The organism is Paenibacillus sp. 01T47, from assembly GCF_056398245.1.
Genome location: NZ_JBFTPA010000002.1, coordinates 505,608 through 525,418, shown reverse-complemented (window position 1 = coordinate 525,418; position 19,811 = coordinate 505,608). Strand labels below are relative to the sequence as shown.

9 protein-coding genes are annotated in these 19,811 nt (G+C 45.0%); 8 read left to right on the top strand and 1 reads right to left on the bottom strand.

The genetic code is table 11. The annotated features are described in order from the left end of the window. Positions 1 to 69 precede the first annotated feature (69 nt). From AC1DOV_RS06400 to AC1DOV_RS06390, 3 genes are all read left to right on the top strand, one after another. Positions 70 to 5,493 (top strand): family 78 glycoside hydrolase catalytic domain, encoded by a 5,424-nt coding sequence (locus AC1DOV_RS06400; RefSeq protein ID WP_477549468.1) that lies wholly within the window; start codon positions 70 to 72, stop codon positions 5,491 to 5,493. A gap of 74 nt (positions 5,494 to 5,567) precedes the next feature. Beyond that, positions 5,568 to 6,581, top strand: a complete 1,014-nt coding sequence (locus AC1DOV_RS06395; RefSeq protein WP_477549467.1) for an S-layer homology domain-containing protein — start codon at positions 5,568 to 5,570, stop codon at positions 6,579 to 6,581. Between the two features lie 42 nt (positions 6,582 to 6,623). Next, a complete protein-coding gene (locus AC1DOV_RS06390) occupies positions 6,624 to 12,938 on the top strand; it encodes a family 78 glycoside hydrolase catalytic domain (RefSeq protein WP_477549466.1) in 6,315 nt (2,104 codons plus the stop codon). Positions 12,939 to 13,111: 173 nt separating this feature from the next. Here AC1DOV_RS06390 and AC1DOV_RS06385 read toward each other — a convergent pair whose 3' ends face one another. Continuing rightward, the gene (locus AC1DOV_RS06385) at positions 13,112 to 13,543 is read right to left on the bottom strand and encodes a MarR family winged helix-turn-helix transcriptional regulator (RefSeq protein WP_339209652.1); all 432 of its coding nucleotides are present in this window, start codon (positions 13,541 to 13,543) and stop codon (positions 13,112 to 13,114) included. A 158-nt stretch (positions 13,544 to 13,701) separates the two neighbouring features. Between AC1DOV_RS06385 and AC1DOV_RS06380 the strand changes: the two genes are divergently transcribed. From AC1DOV_RS06380 to AC1DOV_RS06360, 5 genes are all read left to right on the top strand, one after another. Then, positions 13,702 to 15,156: an MFS transporter gene (locus tag AC1DOV_RS06380; RefSeq protein WP_477549465.1), complete on the top strand. Its 1,455-nt coding sequence runs from the start codon at positions 13,702 to 13,704 to the stop codon at positions 15,154 to 15,156. Positions 15,157 to 15,224: 68 nt separating this feature from the next. Further along, entirely contained in the window at positions 15,225 to 15,800 is a 576-nt protein-coding gene (locus AC1DOV_RS06375; RefSeq protein ID WP_477549464.1) for a TetR/AcrR family transcriptional regulator, read from the top strand. 196 nt (positions 15,801 to 15,996) lie between these two features. Next, on the top strand, positions 15,997 to 17,037 hold the full coding sequence (locus tag AC1DOV_RS06370; RefSeq protein WP_477549463.1) for an NADH:flavin oxidoreductase: 1,041 nt from the start codon (positions 15,997 to 15,999) through the stop codon (positions 17,035 to 17,037). A 215-nt stretch (positions 17,038 to 17,252) separates the two neighbouring features. After that, positions 17,253 to 18,335, top strand: a complete 1,083-nt coding sequence (locus AC1DOV_RS06365) for an endospore germination permease (protein ID WP_441875118.1) — start codon at positions 17,253 to 17,255, stop codon at positions 18,333 to 18,335. Further along, positions 18,332 to 19,810 carry a spore germination protein gene (locus AC1DOV_RS06360; RefSeq protein ID WP_441875121.1) on the top strand — a complete coding sequence of 493 codons (1,479 nt, stop codon included), beginning with the start codon at positions 18,332 to 18,334 and terminating at the stop codon, positions 19,808 to 19,810. Before AC1DOV_RS06365 ends, AC1DOV_RS06360 begins: the two co-directional genes overlap by 4 nt. Position 19,811 lies beyond the last annotated feature (1 nt).

Here is a 19,811-nt window from a genome sequence, read left to right as displayed (position 1 = left end):
TTGGATTTATGTTTAGTCTTCCAAATTGAGAGCGATACCAATGTAATGAAAAAGGGAGTGTTTTGGCAAATGAATAGTTTGTTCAGGAAGAAGCTACTTGGTTTATTTTTAGCAACTGTTCTTGTAATTGCTTTATTACAGCCAGTAGCCGCATTCGGAGCAGAAGGAACGGGCCAAATGACTGCATATGACTTACATACAGAGTATAGCCATAACCCAATCGGAATCGATAACACCATGCCGAGACTCAGCTGGTTGCTTGAATCAACAGAGAGAGCACAGATGCAAACTGCCTATCAAATCATTGTCGCTTCAGAAGAGAGCCGTTTGGCTGGCAATGAAGGAGACATTTGGGATTCTGGCAAAATCATGTCCAGCGATTCCAACAATGTGGAATACAAAGGAGAAGCTTTACAATCCGGAAAACGTTATTTCTGGAAAGTGAAGGTTTGGGATAACAATGATCACGCTTCAGCATGGAGTGAGCTGGGCTCGTGGGAAATGGGATTGCTCGCGCCTGCTGATTGGCAAGCCAAGTGGATTGCCGCCTCAACACCTGCGACTGTACCGTCAAGCTATTCTATCGAGCTGGATTTTATAATATTAAATGATGGGGCAGCCATTTTGTTTGGCGGACCTAATGCTTCCAATAATTTTTTCTGGCAGTTTAACGTAAAAGAAAAAGCGTATGCCCAGTTTCGGCCACACACGAATGTCGGCGGTACGAAGCTTATGAAGGAAGTAGATATTTCACGTGTCATTCCGAATGACAAGCAATTGAATGTTGCTTATCATCTGAAAATTGAAGTGAACGGCAAAGAAATCAAAACCTACATCAACAATGAGTTAATCGACACGATGAAAAATGACAATATATCATTCGGTCCTATTGGATTCCGCCAGCATAAAGACGCAAGGACGAATGAGCGCGCCTTGTTCGACAATATCGTCATTAAGGATGAACACGGCAAGGAGTTGTTTCAAGCAAATTTTGATGATAAGGAAGCAGCAAGCTTTGAAGGGGGACAATTAACGGAAGATGGAAAACTTCTCGTAGAGAACGGCACCTTTTATCAGAAAGTCGAGAGCAGAAGCTCACCTATGCTGAGGAAAGATTTTGAAATTGCGAAGCCAGTACGCAAAGCGACTGTCTACTCGACGGCGCTTGGACTTTATGAGCTCAGCCTAAATGGGACACGGGTAGGCAGCGATTTCTTTAATCCGGGATGGACGGATTACAATAAGCGTTTGCAGTATCAGACCTATGATGTAACCGACATGCTCCTTGAAGGAGGAAATGCGGTTGGGGCAATGCTGGGTGACGGTTGGTACGCGGGAAATGTGGCACATGTTGGTCCAAATCAGTACGGAACAGAGCTGTCGTTTTTATTCCAATTAAAAATTGAATATGAGGATGGCACAAGTGAAACGGTAATGACCGATTCTTCTTGGCATTCAACGACTTCGGGTCCCGTTCGCTACTCCGACATTCTAATGGGAGAGACATATGACGCGCGCAAAGAAATGGATAAGTGGAACCGTTCGAATTATGACGTTTCATCATGGAACGATGTAAAAGAGGTCAGCCATTTCCGCGGGAAGCTGGTTGCACAGGTAGGCCCTACTGTCAAGGCGACGGAAGAATTGAAGCCGAACTCAGTGAAGCAACCTAGTGCCGGTACTTATATTTTTGATATGGGACAGAACATGGTTGGCTGGGCAAGGTTAAAAGTCGAAGGCACTGCCGGAACGAAAGTGAAGCTGCGGTTTGCCGAGATGCTGAATGATGATGGGACGCTTTACACGGAGAACTTGCGTACAGCTAAACAAACAGATGAATATGTCCTAAAAGGAAGTGGGCTTGAGCAATATGAACCGCATTTCACATTCCACGGTTTCCGTTACGTAGAAGTGACTGGTTATCCGGGTGAACCTGCTTTAGATAGCATAACGGGGATTGTTGTTCACACCGATACACCGAAGACCGGGACATTTGAAACCTCCAATCCGATGGTCAATCAGCTTTATAGCAACATCACATGGGGACAACGAGGAAATTTTTTAAGCGTTCCAACAGACTGTCCTCAGCGTAATGAACGAATGGGCTGGACAGGAGATGCTCAGGTGTTCGTTCGCACTGCTACCTATAACATGGAAGTTCCTGGGTTTTACGAGAAATATATGCGGGATGTTGTTGATGCGCAGGGGGCAAATGGAGCATTCCCAGACGTTGCGCCAAATGTTAGCGGAATGGGTAATGGAAGCAACGGCTGGGGAGATGCAGGCGTTATTATCCCATGGACACTGTACTTAGCTTATAACGACACTTCCGTAATCAAAGAGCATTATGATGCGATGGTGAAATGGATCGAGTTTCTCAAAACGAACAGCAACAAGCTCATTCGTCCGGCTGGTGGTTACGGAGACTGGTTGAGCGTGAATGAAACTACACCAACGGATGTGGTGAATACGGCCTATTTTGCATACAGCACGAATTTATTGTCCAAGATGGCAGCGATCATTGGGAAAACAGACGATGCGGAGAAATATAGTCAATTATTTAATGATATTAAAGCTGCTTTTAACACCGCATTTGTTGGTTTGGACGGACAGATCAAAGGCAATACACAAGCAGGTTATGTGTTTGCACTGCACATGGATTTATTGGATGGAGATATCAAGAAGAAAGCTGCTGAGCATCTAGTTAAAAATATTAAGAGTAAAAACTGGCATCTGTCGACCGGGTTTCTTGGTGTAGGTTATTTGCTGCCGGTACTAACAGAAGCGGGCTATACAGAGGTTGCTTACCGCTTGTTGACGAACGATACTTACCCCTCTTGGGGATACAGCATCAAAAATGGCGCAACGACCATTTGGGAGAGATGGAATTCCTATACACAGGAGAATGGATTCGGTGACGCAGGAATGAACTCTTTTAACCATTATTCGCTTGGCTCCGTTGGAGAATGGATGTTCCGCTATGCGGCAGGAATCGAGGCAGATCCAGAGCAGCCTGGATTCAAACATATTATCATTCAGCCTACACCTGGTGGAGAGTTTAGCCATGTGAATGGAGAATACAAGTCTATTTACGGTTTGATCAAGAGCCGCTGGGAGCAGGAAGGCTCAGCCTTCAAGCTGAATGTGACGATTCCAGCTAATACAACAGCGACCGTATACATTCCAGCGGTAGATCAAGCATCCGTGAGCGAAGGCGGACAGCTTGCTGAAGAAGCTGTTGGTGTCAAGTTTTTGCGAATGGAAGGGGACAAAGCGGTCTATTCGGTCGGATCTGGAGCATACTCGTTCGCTAGTACAATGGCTGATTCCAACTTAAAGCTGGAAAGCATCAACTTGAGCAGCAAAGCAACGAAGCTGCAGCATGGTGAACAAACTCAGCTCACATTAAGCGGAAGTATGGATAATGGAATGGAAGCCGATTTCACTAATGCTGAGATTAAGTATGAGAGCAGCAACACTAATGTGATCAAGGTTGCTGATAACGGAATCGCAGCTGCAGTTGGACCCGGCTCCGCAGAAATTACTGCAACGGTAAAATCAGGAGAAGTTGTGCTTACCTCCTCTATTCGGTTGATCGTAGTTACCGGGGCGAATCTGGCGTTAGGCAAAAAGGCAATCGCACGCGAAACGTTGGAGATTTCGCCAGAGTGGGGGGCAGCAGGGCTCACGGACGGAAATTTGGCGCGAAAATATTCATCAACAGGCTCTCCTTCGCAGTCGCAAGAAAACAATCCGCTTTGGGTAGAGATTGATCTGGGTGCGAATCAAGATCTGAATAGTGTGGTGCTGTATCCAAGAACGGATTCCAGTACAAAGGATTCACGAACCGCCTCCTATCCTATCGATTTTCATATTCAGGTTAAGCCTGATGGCGGAGATTATTTAGAAGTAAAGAGAATGACTGGTGAGCCGAACCCGTTGATGCTGCCACAGCTGTATACGTTTGAAAACCAAACCGCTAGATATGTGAGGCTGTCGGTCAATAAGCTTGGGGATATGGCATCAGACGATATTTACTATAGGCTCCAATTAGCTGAGCTGGAGGTATATAACAATCAAGCTGGCTTGCCCGTTACTGGCATAAGCTTGGATCGTACTTCGCTCGAAATGAAGGATGGAGAAAACATCGAAATTGCTGCGACAGTGCTTCCGGCAAATGCTGCAAATAAGCTGGTGCACTTTGAGTCCAATCACGAGAACATTATCGTCACGAATGTTCATTATGATGAAGCTAGCGATACAACGAAAGCAACTGTAACAGCAACCAATAAGGGAGCAGATCAAGTAAATGGCGTCATAACTGCGACGACAGAAGACGGCAGCAAGACGGCTGCGCTAAATGTTACGGTAACCGCAGCTTCCGCAGAACGAGATATGGCTGCTTTGTCAGGAAGTGACACTGTCATAGCAGGACAGGGAACGGAGTGGACGATCGGTGCTGAAAATGTAGGCTCAAACTTCACGGCTCTTGATGTTATTGTTCATTATGACCCACAGAAATTCGAATTCCAGACGGTTGGGGAAAGTACTTACCTCTCGCTGGACCCATCGGTCATTCAGTCGTTGAAGCCGAATTTCGAAGTGTTTGGAACGGCGGTTAAACCCGAGCTTGGCCAGATTCGGATCATCATGGTCACCTCAGGCCAGCAGCAAGCAGGTATTGACGGTGGCAATCTGTTCCGCCTCCACGGGAAGGTGAAACCGAGTGCACAAGCAGGCAATACAACGGTATCGCTGTCTGATTTCCAAGTGTCGGATAGTGGCAAGGGAACAATGATGAATGTATCGCGAGCTGTACTCTCGATGGAAGTGCTCCTCGCTGACAAAACAGCGCTGAATACGGCAATCGAACAAGCGCAGGCGTTACATGATGCCGCAATGGAAGGCACGCAGCCGGGCCAGTATCCAACGGGTTCTAAGGCGGCATTGCAAGCAGTAATCAACAGTGCGATTGCAGTGAAGAATGATCCGAATGCGACTGTGGAGCAAGTCACCATAGCGCTTAATGGCTTGAATGGAGGAGTAAAAGTATTTAACGAATCGGTGATTCCATCAGCTCCTGGTGACAGGACGGAGTTAAACCGATTGATTGCAGAAGCACAATTAAAACATGACAGGGCAATCGAAGGCACAAAGGTCGGCAAGTACGCTGCAGGATCAAAAGCGCTGCTGCTGGCAGCCATTAACACAGCCAAGAATACCGGAAGCAGCCAGTGGCAAATAGATGAGGCTGTAACGATGCTAAACAAAGCTCTTCAAGTTTTCAAAGCGAAGATTGTGACACTGATCGAGGGACAAACGAAGGTTACGATTCGAGATCTGTCGATCATAGCGAATTTCTATGGTGTAACCTCCAAAGATCCAAACTGGTCTGAAATTGAGAAAGCAGATGTGATCGGCGCAAATGTAATCGACATTCGTGTATTAGCTTCCATTGCGCAAATGATTCTTGAAGAGTGGAGCTTGGAATAGACATACGAATTTCGAATTGGAGGCAGGCACACTAACCTGCCTCATAAACTCTGCTATGAAAGGATTCATGCGATATGTCGAATGCAAAACGAATGGCGATAGTATTCACAATTTTAATCAGTATGTTCAGTTTAATGCCCATTTCGGCAATGGCGGATATGGCTGCTGCTTCTTTTGAACTAAAGCTCACTGGTCAAGAAGCCAAAACTGAAATTTCAGTAGTGGGAAAAAACTTAACCGATGTATTTGCCTATGATATTTCGATGAAATACGATTCCACTCGATTGAAGTTTGTTGGAGCACGTACTGCTTTGACAGGTTTTTCTGTCGATCCGATCGTAAAGAAGGGGACCATTCGGTTTGCCCATACGAAAACAGGCAATTCAGCTGGCGAGACAGGGGACAAAGAGCTGGTATTGCTGAAATTTGAGCGAATTGCTGAGGGGAATGCTGAGGTCAGCCTTCAAGCTGTGCAGCTTGTTAATTCGAAATTGGAGATGAATGAACTGAAACCTGTGCTGCAGGTAACTGTAGCTGGAAAATCTATTACTGTGGATTGGAAAGATATTAAAGGACATTGGGCGGAGAGTGCGATTAGGGAAGCGGCTGAGCTCGGTTTTGTTACGGGATATGCCGATGGAACATTCCTTCCTAACCGCGCAGTAACGCGTGCGGAGTTCTCAGCTATGATGGTTCGGGCGCTTCATCTAGAACTTGGAGCAGACAGTAAACTTGCCTTCAACGATAGCGATAGAATAGCTGCGTGGGCGAAACCGTATATTGCAACTGCGGTTAAGGCAGGTCTATTAAAAGGTTATGATGACGGAAGCTTCCGCGCAGACCAGTTAATTAATCGGACAGAAATGGTTGCTGTCGTCATGAGGGCTCTTGATCTAAAAGCAGACCAAAAAACGAAGCTGCAGTTTGCGGATGCGTTAGAAATTCCTGTTTGGGCGACTGGTTACGTAGCTGCAGCTGTGGAGACAGGAATAATCAAAGGGCGAAATGGTAACCGGTTTGCACCTCAAGAGCATGCTACTCGGGCTGAGTCGGTAGTCGTCATCCTTGCAATGTTGAAGCAAAAATAGAACGATAAACAATAACAAAGGAAAGTCGAGGGGAAAAAAAGTATGAGGAAAACCATGAGTCTTCTATTAGCTTTGGTGATTGGCTTCACATTATGCTTGCCTATGACTAGTACGGCATATGGCGAAGCGGGTGGAACGGGAGCAACGATGGCGGTAACCGATTTAACGACGGAGTACACGAACAATCCGATCGGTATTGATGTGGTGAAGCCGAGGATGAGTTGGAAGCTTCAGTCCGATAAACGTGGACAGCTTCAAACAGCATATGCCATTCAGGTAGCTAGCACCAAACAGAAATTGCTGGATAATCAACCGGATGTGTGGAATACCGATAAAGTTGATTCGAATCAATCGGTAAATGTCGTTTATGACGGCAAACCTCTGGAGTCTGGCAAACGTTACTTTTGGAGAGTAAAAGTATGGGACTTGAACAATGAGAAGGCTTCAGAATGGAGTGATCCTGCTTGGTGGGAAATGGGTCTTCTCCATGACTCGGATTGGCAAGCGGAATGGATCGGTATGAGCGACGCGAACAATATGACAACAGAAGGTCTTAAATGGGTTTGGTTTCCGGAAGGGAACCCGGCTTCAAATGCTCCTGCAGGAGATCGCTATTTTCGCAAAACCATTCAATTGCCGTTAGACCGGACAATAACACAGGGGAAATTTTTATTAACTGCGGATGATGGGTTCGTGTTATATGTGAATGGAAAGCGAATGGGTAGTTCTATCAAAGCGGTCGATTCATGGAAAGAAGGCAAAATTGTAGATGTCTCAAGTGCACTCATTCCTGGATCTAATACGATTGCAATCCAAACATCAAACGATGGCGGACCTGCTGGTCTTCTTGGCAGCTTGAAAGTGGTATTCGAGGAAGGAACACCTCTTCAATTGAATATGGATCATGGTTTGAAAGCAGCCAAGGTAAAGATGGAGGGATGGGAGAAATCAGATTATGATGACAGCAGCTGGTCAGCTGCGATGATCGTCGCGTCCTATGGGGAGTCGCCGTGGGGGAAAAACGTAAAAATTACAGCTTCGCCTCCTTACATTCGCAAAGGTTTCTCTTTAGAGAAGTCCATTGCAAAAGCAAGACTTTACTCCAGCGCTCTCGGAATATATGAACCTAGCATTAACGGCAAACGTATAGGCAGAGATTTATTTACGCCAGGATGGACAGATTACACGAAGCATATTCAATACCAGACTTATGATGTAACTGATTTGCTTCAAAACGGTGACAACGTCATTGGCGCTATATTGGCTGAGGGATGGTATTCAGGTCATGTCGGTTTTATTGGTCCGAACATTTATGGCGATAGCAATTATTTGTTCATGCAATTAAATCTGGAGTACACAGACGGTTCAACAGAAACGATTGGAACGGATCAATCATGGAAATGGGCTGCAGGACCAATTGTATCTTCTAGTATTTTGATGGGAGAGACCTATGATGCAACGAAAGAAATAGACGGATGGGATACTCCTGCCTTCGATGCATCGAGCTGGGATTCGGTTCAGAAATTAGAGGATGAAGTGACTGGGAAGCTAGTCGCCCAGGATGGCCCAACGGTACAATTAATTGAAGAAATGAAGCCGATTAAGATGACAGAGCCGGTACCTGGCAAATATGTGTTTGATTTAGGGCAGAACATGGTCGGAACCGTAAGGCTAAAAGTAAGCGGTGAAGCAGGTCAAACGGTTACTCTGCGACATGCAGAGGTGTTAAACCCGGACGGGACCTTCTATACAGCAAACTTGCGTGCGGCAAAAGCAACGGACCGTTATACCTTGAAGGGCAGCGGAGATGAAGTATATGAGCCGAAGTTTACGTTTCATGGTTTCCGTTATGTGGAGGTAACGGGTTATCCCGGTGTGCCGAGTATGGATGCCGTTACAGGAATGGTCATGCATACAGCAGCACCGTTTAGCGGCAAGTTAGAAACTTCTAGTGCGATGTTGAATCAACTGCAAAGCAATATTACTTGGGGGCAGCGAGGCAATTTCTTGGAGGTTCCTACCGATACGCCTGCGCGTGACGAGCGTTTGGGTTGGACCGGTGATATCAATGTCTTTATTGGAGCTGCTGCTTTTAATATGGACGTGGCAAAGTTTATAGGAAGCAAATGGATGAGAGATTTGAGAGATGGACAATCGATTAACGGTGCTTTTCCCGATGTAGCGCCTAATGTTCTCGGAGAAAGAGGCAATGCCGGCTGGGGGGATGCTGGCGTTACCGTTCCGTATACCATTTGGCAGCGTTACGGAGATATCCGTGTTATTGAAGAAAATTATGATGAAATGGTTCACTGGATCGAATATATGAGAAAAAATAGCTCTGGACTTATTCGTCCGTCGTCCATGTATGGTGATTGGCTGGATGTGAATGATCCAACGCCAGGAGATTTAATCTCTACCGCTTATTTTGCGTACAGTACAAAACTGGTATCCGAAATGGGGCATGCCATCGGCCGTCAAGAGGATGCCGACAAGTACGAGCAGCTTTATGAGCAAGTGAAAGCAGCGTTTATTAAAGCCTATGTTAGCGAAGATGGAAAAGTTAAAGGAAATAGCCAAACGGGATACGTCTTGGCTTTGTACATGGATTTGGTTCCCGAATCGAAACGTCAAGCTGCGGCGGATCATTTGGTAGAGCTGATTAAAGCGCGCGATTGGCATTTATCAACCGGTTTTCTTGGGACGAGAGATTTATTGCCGGTATTGAGTGAATCGGGACATTTGGATGTTGCTTACCGATTGCTCAACAATGACACTTATCCTTCATGGGGATATCAAATCAAAAATGGTGCGACTACGATGTGGGAGCGCTGGGATTCTATTAAGCCGGATGGCAGTTTCCAAGACATTGGCATGAACTCCTTTAACCATTACGCTTATGGAGCAGTCGGAGACTGGATGTATCAAAATATTGCCGGCATTCAACAGGACCCTGCAAGCCCGGGTTATAAGCATATTTTGATTAAACCTCGACCTGGTGGAGATTTGACTAGTGCCAAAGGATCGTACAATTCTGTTTACGGTATGATTGTAAGCGATTGGAAAATAGAAGGGGATATTTTTAGCCAGCATGTCACGATTCCAGCAAACACAACGGCTACGGTCTATATCCCTGCTGACAGCAAGTGGGCAGTAACAGAGAACGGCCAATTTGCATTGTCGGTGGAAGGTGTACAATTTGTTGGTATGGAGGAAGGCAATGCGGTATTCACTGTAGGTTCGGGTGATTATCAGTTTGTAGTTGATCCTATTATTGGAGAGTTAGGCAGTGCACTTGATGAGGCGGAGAAATTTCAAAATGAAGTAATAAGCTATTCCAATAATGGAGAGCTCACCAGCGAACAAACTCAGTCACTTTCAGGTAAAGGCGAGGCGCTTGCAAGCCGAATTGAAGCAAGTATTGAGGCGTACAAAGCGGGTGATGATGCACTCTTTATCGAGCAAGTTCATCATGCTTTATATGAAACAGACGGTTTACAGCTATGGTTGCAAGAACAAAGCGATGCTGGGTCAATAAATGACGCTATTGCTAAAAATTTAGCAAATCTTGTTTCAAACGCAACAGCGTTTTTGTCTGCCATTAGTAATGAAAAGTTAGGAATAAAGTGGTTAATTAGCCCTTCGGAGCTATCCGTACTGCCCGGGAATACATTTACAGTTGAAGTGAAAGCAACTAACGATGGTGATGCGAGCATTAATGATGTGCGTTATACTCTCCAGAAACCCGAAGGATGGGAAGTCACTTCGATAGGAGATAGCCAAATAGCTGTCATTAAACCAGGTGAAACGTTTGCTGCTGCATTCCGTGTGAAAGTGTCGGAGCAACAAAAACCCACTAGCCTATTTAATATAGTTGGCAGCGGAAGCTACAAAATAAATGATGCAACAGTGGAAGTGCCTTTGAAGACGACAATAAAGATCGATTCGCCAATCATTTTCAAAGCATTAAACGTTGAACCAGCAACAATCGAGCCTAGCGGTACAGCAACGGTTAATACAACCATTCAAAATAAAGGAAGCTTTTCCGTTGAAGGATCTATAGAGCTCAGTGCTCCTTTAAACTGGATGGTTTCCCCTGCACGCCAAGCCTATAGCCTTGAAGCCGGTGAAGAAAAGAATATTAGTTTTGAGGTGAAATCACCGCTTCTTGCAATTGAATCGGCTGTTGAGGTGCATGCGATTGCTTCGTTTAATGGAGCTGAAGCAGCCAAGAGCAGTACGGCCATTCAAGTGCGTTATAAAAACCCGCCGCTAGACTTTTACGATCATGTAGACGTTGGCGAACAAGGCTCTGAACAAAAACATAATGTAAAGTTTTCCGCTCAGTCCGGTGCAAATGTTGAGGAGGGATTAACGAGAAGATATGTTAATCATGGAGACGCAAATGGTTATTTCCAATTTGATATGGCCGTTGAGCCAGGCAAACCTTTCATCATTAGGGCAATCGAAACGTATGATCGGGCACAAATGAAAGATTATTATGTATTGGTAAACGGAACGAAAGTGCTCAGCCGCGTGAATGAAAAAGATAGCCGAGGTATTGTAACCTATCAATTTGTTGTAGACGATATCTCTTTAACAAAGAATGGCAAGGTGACTGTTCGGTTCCAAGAAGATGAGGAAGGACGCAATTATGATCCTTCGATTGCCGACGTTTGGACGATGCCGCTGAACGCAGAATATGTCTCATTACAGGATATTCCTGCTAGAGTAGCTGGGGACTCCGTAACGATAGCGGGGTATACGACACTCGATAAAGTGGAGGTAAAGGTACTAGGGCCGGATCAAGCAATGTTGTTCAATAAAGAATTGCCTGGCGGTGTATTTAGTGAATCCTATTTAATAGAAAAAGATGCGTCTTCGGGAACTTACACAGTGGTTGCAGGCAATGGTATGACGCAAGCAATCAAGCGTTTCGAAGTAAGCGCAACTATTCCTGTTACTGAACTAAAGCTCGATCGTTCTTCCATCGAATTGAAGGATGGTGAAAGCATTGAAATTTCTGCTACCGTCTTTCCGGCGAATGCAACAAACAAAAATGTGCATTTTGTATCTAATCATGAGAACATCGTTGTCACGAATGTTCATTATGATGAGGCTAGTGCAGTAACCAAAGCAACCGTTACCGCAACCAATAAGGGAGCGGAAGCATTAACAGGTCTCATAACGGCGAAGACGGAAGATGGAGCAAAAACAGCTGCACTGAATGTCAAAGTAAGCGCAGTTGCTTTAGAAAAAGATATGGCCACACTGTCAGGTCCTGCAATGGTTTTAGCAGGGCAGTTGGCAGAGTGGACAATTGGAACGGACAATATAAGTTCGAATTTCACGGCTCTTGATGTTATTTTTCATTATGATCCGCAGAAGTTTGAATTCCAGACAGTGAAAGAAGGCATATCTCAAGCGTTAGATCCGTCAGCCATTCAATCGTTGAAGCCGAATTTCGCTGTATTCGGGAGTGCGGTTAAACCAGAGCTTGGCCAGATTCGAATCATTATGGTAACCACGGGTGAGCAGCAAGGCGGCATCGACGGTGGTCCTTTGTTCAGCCTCCACGGTAAGGTGAAGGCAGAAGCGAAGGCAGGCAGCACGACCGCATCGTTGTCTGATTTCGAAGTATCGATGAATGGCAAAGGAACAATAATGAATGTGTCCCAAGCTTCGCTATTGATCGAAGTGAATCTTGCTGATAAAACGGCGCTGAATGCAGCAATCCAGCAAGCGGAGTCCGCTCATGAAGCTGCTGTGGAAGGAACTTTACCTGGTCAGTATCCAATTGGAGCTAAAGCAGCATTGCAAGCAGCAATCAACAGCGCGATAGCCGTCAAGAATGATGCGAATGCGACAGGTGAGGAAGTTGCTGGTGCGCTTAATGCTTTGAATGCGGCTATGAAACGGTTTGCCGACTCGGTCATTCCATCGATTCCTGTGGACAGAACCGTATTGAACGCTGCGATTGCAGCAGCACAGACAAAACATGACAGGGCGATTGAAGGGACTAAGGTTGGAAAGTATGCTGCAGGATCAAAAGCGGCGCTTCAAGCAGCCATTAATACAGCCAAAAACGCTGGCAGCAGCCAGTGGCAGGTCGATGAAGCTGTAACGTTGCTAAACAAAGCTGTTCAAGTATTCACGTCGAAGATCGTGACATTAATCGAGGGACAAACGAAGGTTACGATACGAGATCTATCGATTATTGCGAAATTCTACGGTGTAACCTCAGCAGATCCGAACTGGTCTGAAATTGAAAAAGCGGATGTGCTAGGCATAAATGCAATTGATATTCGTACTTTAGCGGCAGTTGCCCAAATGATCCTCGACGAGTGGCGCACAGAATAGCATTTTTGTAATTGATTATGAAAAATAATAGTTATGCTTAAAGTTAAGACACAGGGCCAAAGAACAAGGAAAAGAGCAGGTTATCGAAAAGATAACCCGCTCTTTTTTTTTGCATTCCATTTGTATTCCAGATCTTATCTCTGATTTTCTCGCTCTATATTTGACAAAATCGCTTATAAGTGCGCAGAATTCTTATTGATCTTTTGGAGCAAAGTAACCAATAGTTCTATCTCTTCTGCTGATAATCCTTCGGCAAGCGTGTTATTTATTTCCGCAAGAATCGCTTGGAGCACCGGAGCAAACTCAAGTGCCTTCGATGTCGGGTAGAGCAGGGAAGAGCGGCGGTCCTTAGGATCAACTCTCCGCTCGATATATCCGGACTCCTCCAGCTGCTTTACTGAACGAGCCGTTGTTGCCTTATCAAATTTCAACTCATTGGTCATTTGATCCTGTGTTATGCCAGGTTGTTTCAGAATCAGCTTAAGGAAGCTTGGCTGCCCGCCACTGCCGATACCATAGGGCAAAAGCTCACCAGCGAGCTTTTTTTGATTTTGGCGATGAAGCTGAGAGATCAGCTTGCCGATCGGTTCCTGGTTCGATTTCATCATGCGCACCTCTTTAAATAAATTTCAAATCGTCGATTAGCCTTTCCTCAAACACTACATGAAATTGGTTGCGTGCGCAACTACATTGTAGTACACTGGGTGTATTATTTGGTTGCATTCGCAACTATATATCAATAAAGAGGCATGAGGTGCTAGGTATGAGTACAATTGGTGCAACCTATCAAGAGGATGAGGCGATCCAGAAAAAACGCTGGATGATCCTGATCGTATTAAATTTATTCACGTTTATGGCAACGCTTGATGGCAGCATTGTCAATATTGCTTTGCCTGTGCTGGTCAAGCAGCTGCATCTGCCTCTAGCGCAGGTAGAGTGGGTGACGACCATCTATTTATTGTCGATTTGCACGGCCATACTTTTCTTTGGAAAGCTGGGGGATATTGCTGGCAAAATAAAAATCTTCAAAATTGGCATGGTCGTTTTCATTTTTGGATCACTGCTTTGCGGACTAAGCTCATCCCTACCCTTCCTCATCGCTTCACGGGTTATACAGGCGATTGGGGCTTCGATGACCATGGCCAACAGCCAGGGCATTGTCACCGATATTTTCCCGTCCACAGAGAGGGGCAAAGCGATTGGGTTGATCGGTACCTTCGTTTCGTTAGGCAGTATTGCGGGACCTAGCTTGGGCGGCATTATTGTCTCGACCTTAGGCTGGGAATATATTTTCTGGGTGAACGTTCCGATCGGACTGATTGCCATTATCCTCGGATGGAAGGTATTGCCTTCGGACTTTATCAAGGTAAAATCTAAAATCGATATTCCCGGCAGTCTTTTGTTCGCCGTGTTCATTATCGCGCTGTTTGCTGGACTGCTGCTTGGTCAGCAATTAGGGTATGGAGACAGCCTGATTATTTTATCACTGATCGTAGCAGGCGCTGCTTTCATCGCTTTTATAGGAGTGGAGCTTCGCAGTCCTCATCCGCTGTTGCAGCTTTCGCTATTTAGAAATTCTTTGTTTTCACTCAGTATTCTTTGCGGCTTTCTTGTGTTTGTTGCTAACTTCTGCTTTAACATTATTGCACCTTTCTATGCGCAGAATATGCTGGAGCTGTCCCCCTTCTATGCAGGGTTCCTGCTTATGTTATTCCCGATCTGCATGGTCGTCATCTCTCCGATAAGTGGGGCATTATCGGATAAGATCGGCTCTGAAGCACTCACCTTCGCTGGGCTAATCGTGATGGTCATCGCACAGTTTGGGCTAGCCCGCCTGCATGACGGCAGCTCTGTTGTGCTCGTGGGCGTTTGGATCGCTATGCTAGGCATCGGCAGCGGTTTATTTCAGCCGCCAAACAATTCTTTAATCATGTCCAAGGTTCCTCGCACACAGCTTGGCTCTGCCGGCAGTGTCAACTCACTGGTTCGCAACGTGGGTATGGTCGTCGGTATTACCCTTGCCACTACCATCTTGTTTCACGAAATGAGTGAAAAAGCCGGATACCGGGTAACCGACTTAATTCCAGGCCAACCCGCTATTTTCCTTTCAGGCATGCATCTTGTATTCATGACATCGTCGGCCATTTGCTTAGTATGTGCAATGCTGACTGGCTGGAGACTTGTCATTATGAAAAAAGCAAAAAGAGCAACAGCCTAAAACCGCATGATTTTAAGTATCCTTTTACGTTCTTGACTGCACAGTCAAGAACGTGGTAGAGTTATCTCATGAGCAGACCAAGAGAATTTGATGTCGATCGTGTTTTGCACCAGTCCATGGAAGTGTTCTGGTCCAAAGGGTTTAAGTCCACCTCTTTTGAGGATCTAACCCGTATGACGGGAGTCAAGAAGCAAAGCTTATACTGTGTATTTCATGACAAGAGAGCCTTGTTCCTGAAGGCTTTAGCACATTATCGTGAACAGAGCATTTCGTTACTGAAAGAGCTGGAGGAGCAGAACATTTCTCCACTGGAGAAGCTCGACTCATTACGCAGATCTCTTCTAAACGATGAAGCCATGTGCCGTGGATGCTTAATGGTCAATTCGTCTCTGGAGTTCGGAAAAGAGGACGAGCAGGTCACTCGCGAAATCGAGCTCATGTTCCTCGAAGCCGAACAGGTTCTAGAGAAAATCATGAGCAGCGGTCAGCAGCAGCAGTTGATCACCTCCCGTTTTTCCAGTAAAGAGCTTGCAGCTTATTTGAACAACGCTATTTCTGGCGCTAGAATTTTAGAGAAATCAGGCGCAGCTCGTGAACAAATCGAGGCGGTCTTGCGTACATCTTTTGCAATGATTTTGCCTTGATTTTTTTTGCCATGATTTTGACCGATGAGTCAAGAATATGAAATAAATTCAGATGATAAACAAACACTACAACCTTAAGGAGGTGGTGGGCAGGTAATTCCCTTTGGATGGACATTCACATTAAAATTGCGCAGATTGCTGCAGGCGACTGCCTGTTATATTACGAAACATTATAAAATTAATTTTGGAGGCTATTATGAACTATTCTCAAACCGTAGAACCGCTGTTTAAACCTTTCAAGTTAGGAAATTTGGAATTAGCTAATCGGATCGTCATGGCACCGATGACCCGTCAATTTTCACCTAATGGCGTGCCAGGTGCAAATGTAGCTTCCTACTATCGTCACAGAGCAGAGAACGGTGTAGGACTGATTGTGACTGAAGGAACCATAATCAATCACCCGGATGCATCCAATCAGCAGAACATTCCCCATTTTTACGGCGAAGCAGCCTTAAATGGCTGGGCAAACGTGGTGTCTGAAGTACATGAAGCAGGCGGTAAGATTATTCCGCAAATTTGGCATATGGGAGCACGCGGACATGTTGGCGATTATACGGAAGCAGAAATTGCAGATATCGTCCAATCGTTCGCACATTCAGCGCTGGAAGCCAAGCGGATTGGATTCGATGGCATTGAGCTGCACGGCGCGCATGGATATTTAATTGATCAATTCCTTTGGGAGAAGACTAATCCGCGCACGGATCGTTATGGCGGGGACATGCTGGCACGTACTACCTTTGCGGTAGAGGTTGTCAAAGCTTGCCGCCTGGCAGTCGGAGCAGAATTTCCCATCGTACTGCGATTATCCCAATGGAAATCGAATGAATACACAGCAAAATTAGCAGAAACCCCGGAACTGCTGGAACAGTTCCTTGCCCCGCTCGTTGAGGCAGGCGTAGAAATATTCCATTGCTCCACTCGCCGTTTCTGGGAGCCTGAATTCGAAGGCTCTGATCTTAATTTTGCCGGATGGGTCAAAAAGCTTACAGGCAAACCAACGATTACCGTTGGATCTGTTGGCCTTGATGGCGACTTCATTAGCCTTTTCCAAGAAGGAAAGGGTGCCACTAACGTCGGGCTTGAAGGATTGATTCAAAGGCTCGAGCGTGAAGAGTTCGACATGGTAGCCATCGGCCGAGCGCTATTGGTTGATCCGGCTTGGGCAGCCAAAATCCGGGATGGCCGGACAGACGAGCTGATTCCATTTACTTCAGAGGCATTAAAAACACTAAATTAAGTCAGGATATTAATCGCTATTTCAGGTGGAAATAATAGGTGAGTAAGCATGCTGCGTAATGCAGCATGCTTTTTTACATTTCATTTAAATCGTGCATACATATTATTGGTCTATTGATGTGAAATGGGATAAAGCTCCATCTCCATGCATAATTGGGCGCTTCGAGGGTAATTATACCAAATGAAATATTGTCCGGAAAATGGAGGTGAATAACAGTGGAAGTATCCTTTTCTAGACTTCAAATCATTTTTTTATTGTTGTTATCGCTCGGAATATCGAATCATGTACTAATCATTCCGCATCTGTTAAAAGCAGCGGGACGCGATGCCTGGATTAGTATTCTGCTTGCTTATGTTGGATTGATTGTTTGGAGCCTGATCTTATATTGGATTTTAAAATCGATGAGTACTTTATCGTTTCAAAGCTGGATTGAAGGCCGAATCGGAAAAATCGGTTTTAATGTCATTGGCGGTGGATTCGCTCTATATTTACTGGTAGCCGGCATGATGATTGTTTTTGATACAACAAAAAACGTCAATATTTATTTCCTCCCGAGAACACCGAGTGCTATCGTTATCCTCAGCTTTATTTTCTTGGCTTACTGCGCTGCTAGAGGGGGACTCAAAACCATCGTATATATGTCTACCGTATTATTGCCTGTCGTTTGGATATTGGGAATCGGCGTAGCTATTATGACAAAGAACAGCAAAGATTACGGCATGCTGCAACCCATTTTGACAGAAGGAATAGGTCCAGATCTGAGAGGAATAGTGGTCGTTTTTGGCGGGAGCATAGACCTCATGGTGCTGCTTCTATTACAGCATAAATTGAAGAAACCTTTAAATTATAGCACCGTTTTTGTGCTGCTTACCTTATTAGTGGGATTGATCATGGGACCTACTATAGGATCTTTAGCTTCCTTTGGGCCGATCCAGGCTGAAAATTTTCGGTTTCCCGCTTTTGAGCAGTGGAGGCTGGTGATGATCGGAAGACATATTTCGCATGTAGACTTTTTTGCAGCTTTTCAATTAATGGCCGGAAGTATCGTGAGAACGGCCCTTATCATCTATTTTTTAGCTCAACTTATGGGACGTGGTTCTGAGAAATATTCAAAAACGATTATGATTTGCATAACAGTTGTCATTTCTATACCTTCGTTATTAATGATTAGTGATATTAGCATGCAGGCGTTCATTCAGCGCTACTTCTATACCTATTCACTGTGGTTTGGAGTAGCCATAACGGCGATACTCTTTATGATCACCTATATGCCACATCGAAGAGAGGAAGCCCAATGAATCAGCTGCTTGAAGAATCAAAGCTTTTTGTTGATCTGGAAACTAGCCTGCAAAGTGGTAGCCTAAGGAAGAGCCAATTGATAGATGTATTCTCCAATTACTCAGATGTACAATTTCCCCCACTGCCGCAACTGGAGATGCAGGATAAGCTGACGGCATTTTATTGTGAAGGAATGGTTGATAAAACGGAGTTGAACATCTATTTCACCCGAATGTGCCAGTATATAAACGCCATGTTATGCGGTACGGATGAAGTACAGGCTCAAGTGGACGAATTACCCTTATTCGCAATAAAAACGACAGCTGAAGATATGGTGTCTCATTTATTTTGCGGCAGCTTGATTATATATTGTGAAGGAGCAGTGGACTTTTGGGTTGTTCACATTTCTAAGATTCCACAGCGGTCGTTGCAGGAATCGAATACAGAAATTTCAATTAAGGGGCCAAAAGACGCCTTCACGGAAGATTTGTTTACGAATATCTCACTCATTCGGAAACGGATGCAAACGGGTTTGCTGTTCAGTGAGCAGTTCGTCATTGGGAACATTAGCAAAACCGAAGTATCTTTGCTTTATCTTAGTCATAAAGCGAACCCGGAAATGATAGCTGAAGCACGTAAACGATTGAGTAACATTGATTTGGAAAGTGTGGTGAGCAGTGGGCAGTTGGAGCAATGGTTATCGGATCGAACCTTCTCGCTGTTTCCATTAATTGATTATATTGGTCGTCCTGATTTTGTTATCGAAACACTTCTGCGGGGGAGATTTATCATTGTTGTAGACGGATCACCAATGGTACTGATCGGACCGAGCAACTTTTTTGAGTTATTAAAATCACCTGAGGATGTCCACTTCCCCTATTTTTATGTCATGTTTCAAAGAGCCCTTCGCATTATAGGGCTCATACTAAGTATTTTTTTACCTGGCTTCTGGATTGCCATTGCGACCGTAAATCTGGATCAAATCCCTTTCTCCTTATTATCAACAGTAGTCATATCTCGTGAAGGTGTTCCTATGCCATCTTTCCTTGAAGCATTGCTGCTGTTATTTCAATTTGAATTGCTTAGAGAAGCGGGCGTTCGGCTGCCTAAAGCTGTTGGACAAACCATCGGTATTGTCGGCGGTTTAATTATTGGAGACTCGTTAATAAAGGCTGGACTTGCTTCACCCACATTGCTTGTTGTTATTGCTATTTCGGTGGTAGCTACATTTAGTTTGGTCAATCAGTCGCTGTCAGGAACAGTGAGCCTGCTCAGACTTTTTATTTTGCTAATTTCCTCTATGCTTGGCATTTACGGTTTCTTTCTGTGCATGTTTCTGATTCTGATCTATTTATGCAGGCTCGATTCGTTTGGGCTTTCCTATCTAGAACCGATATCCTCCTTGCGAATGAAAGACTGGTTATCAGCGTTGCTTGCTGATCCATTCAGAAGGTCACGTTTCTCTTCGGCGATGTTAAACAAAAGGAAAAGGTGAG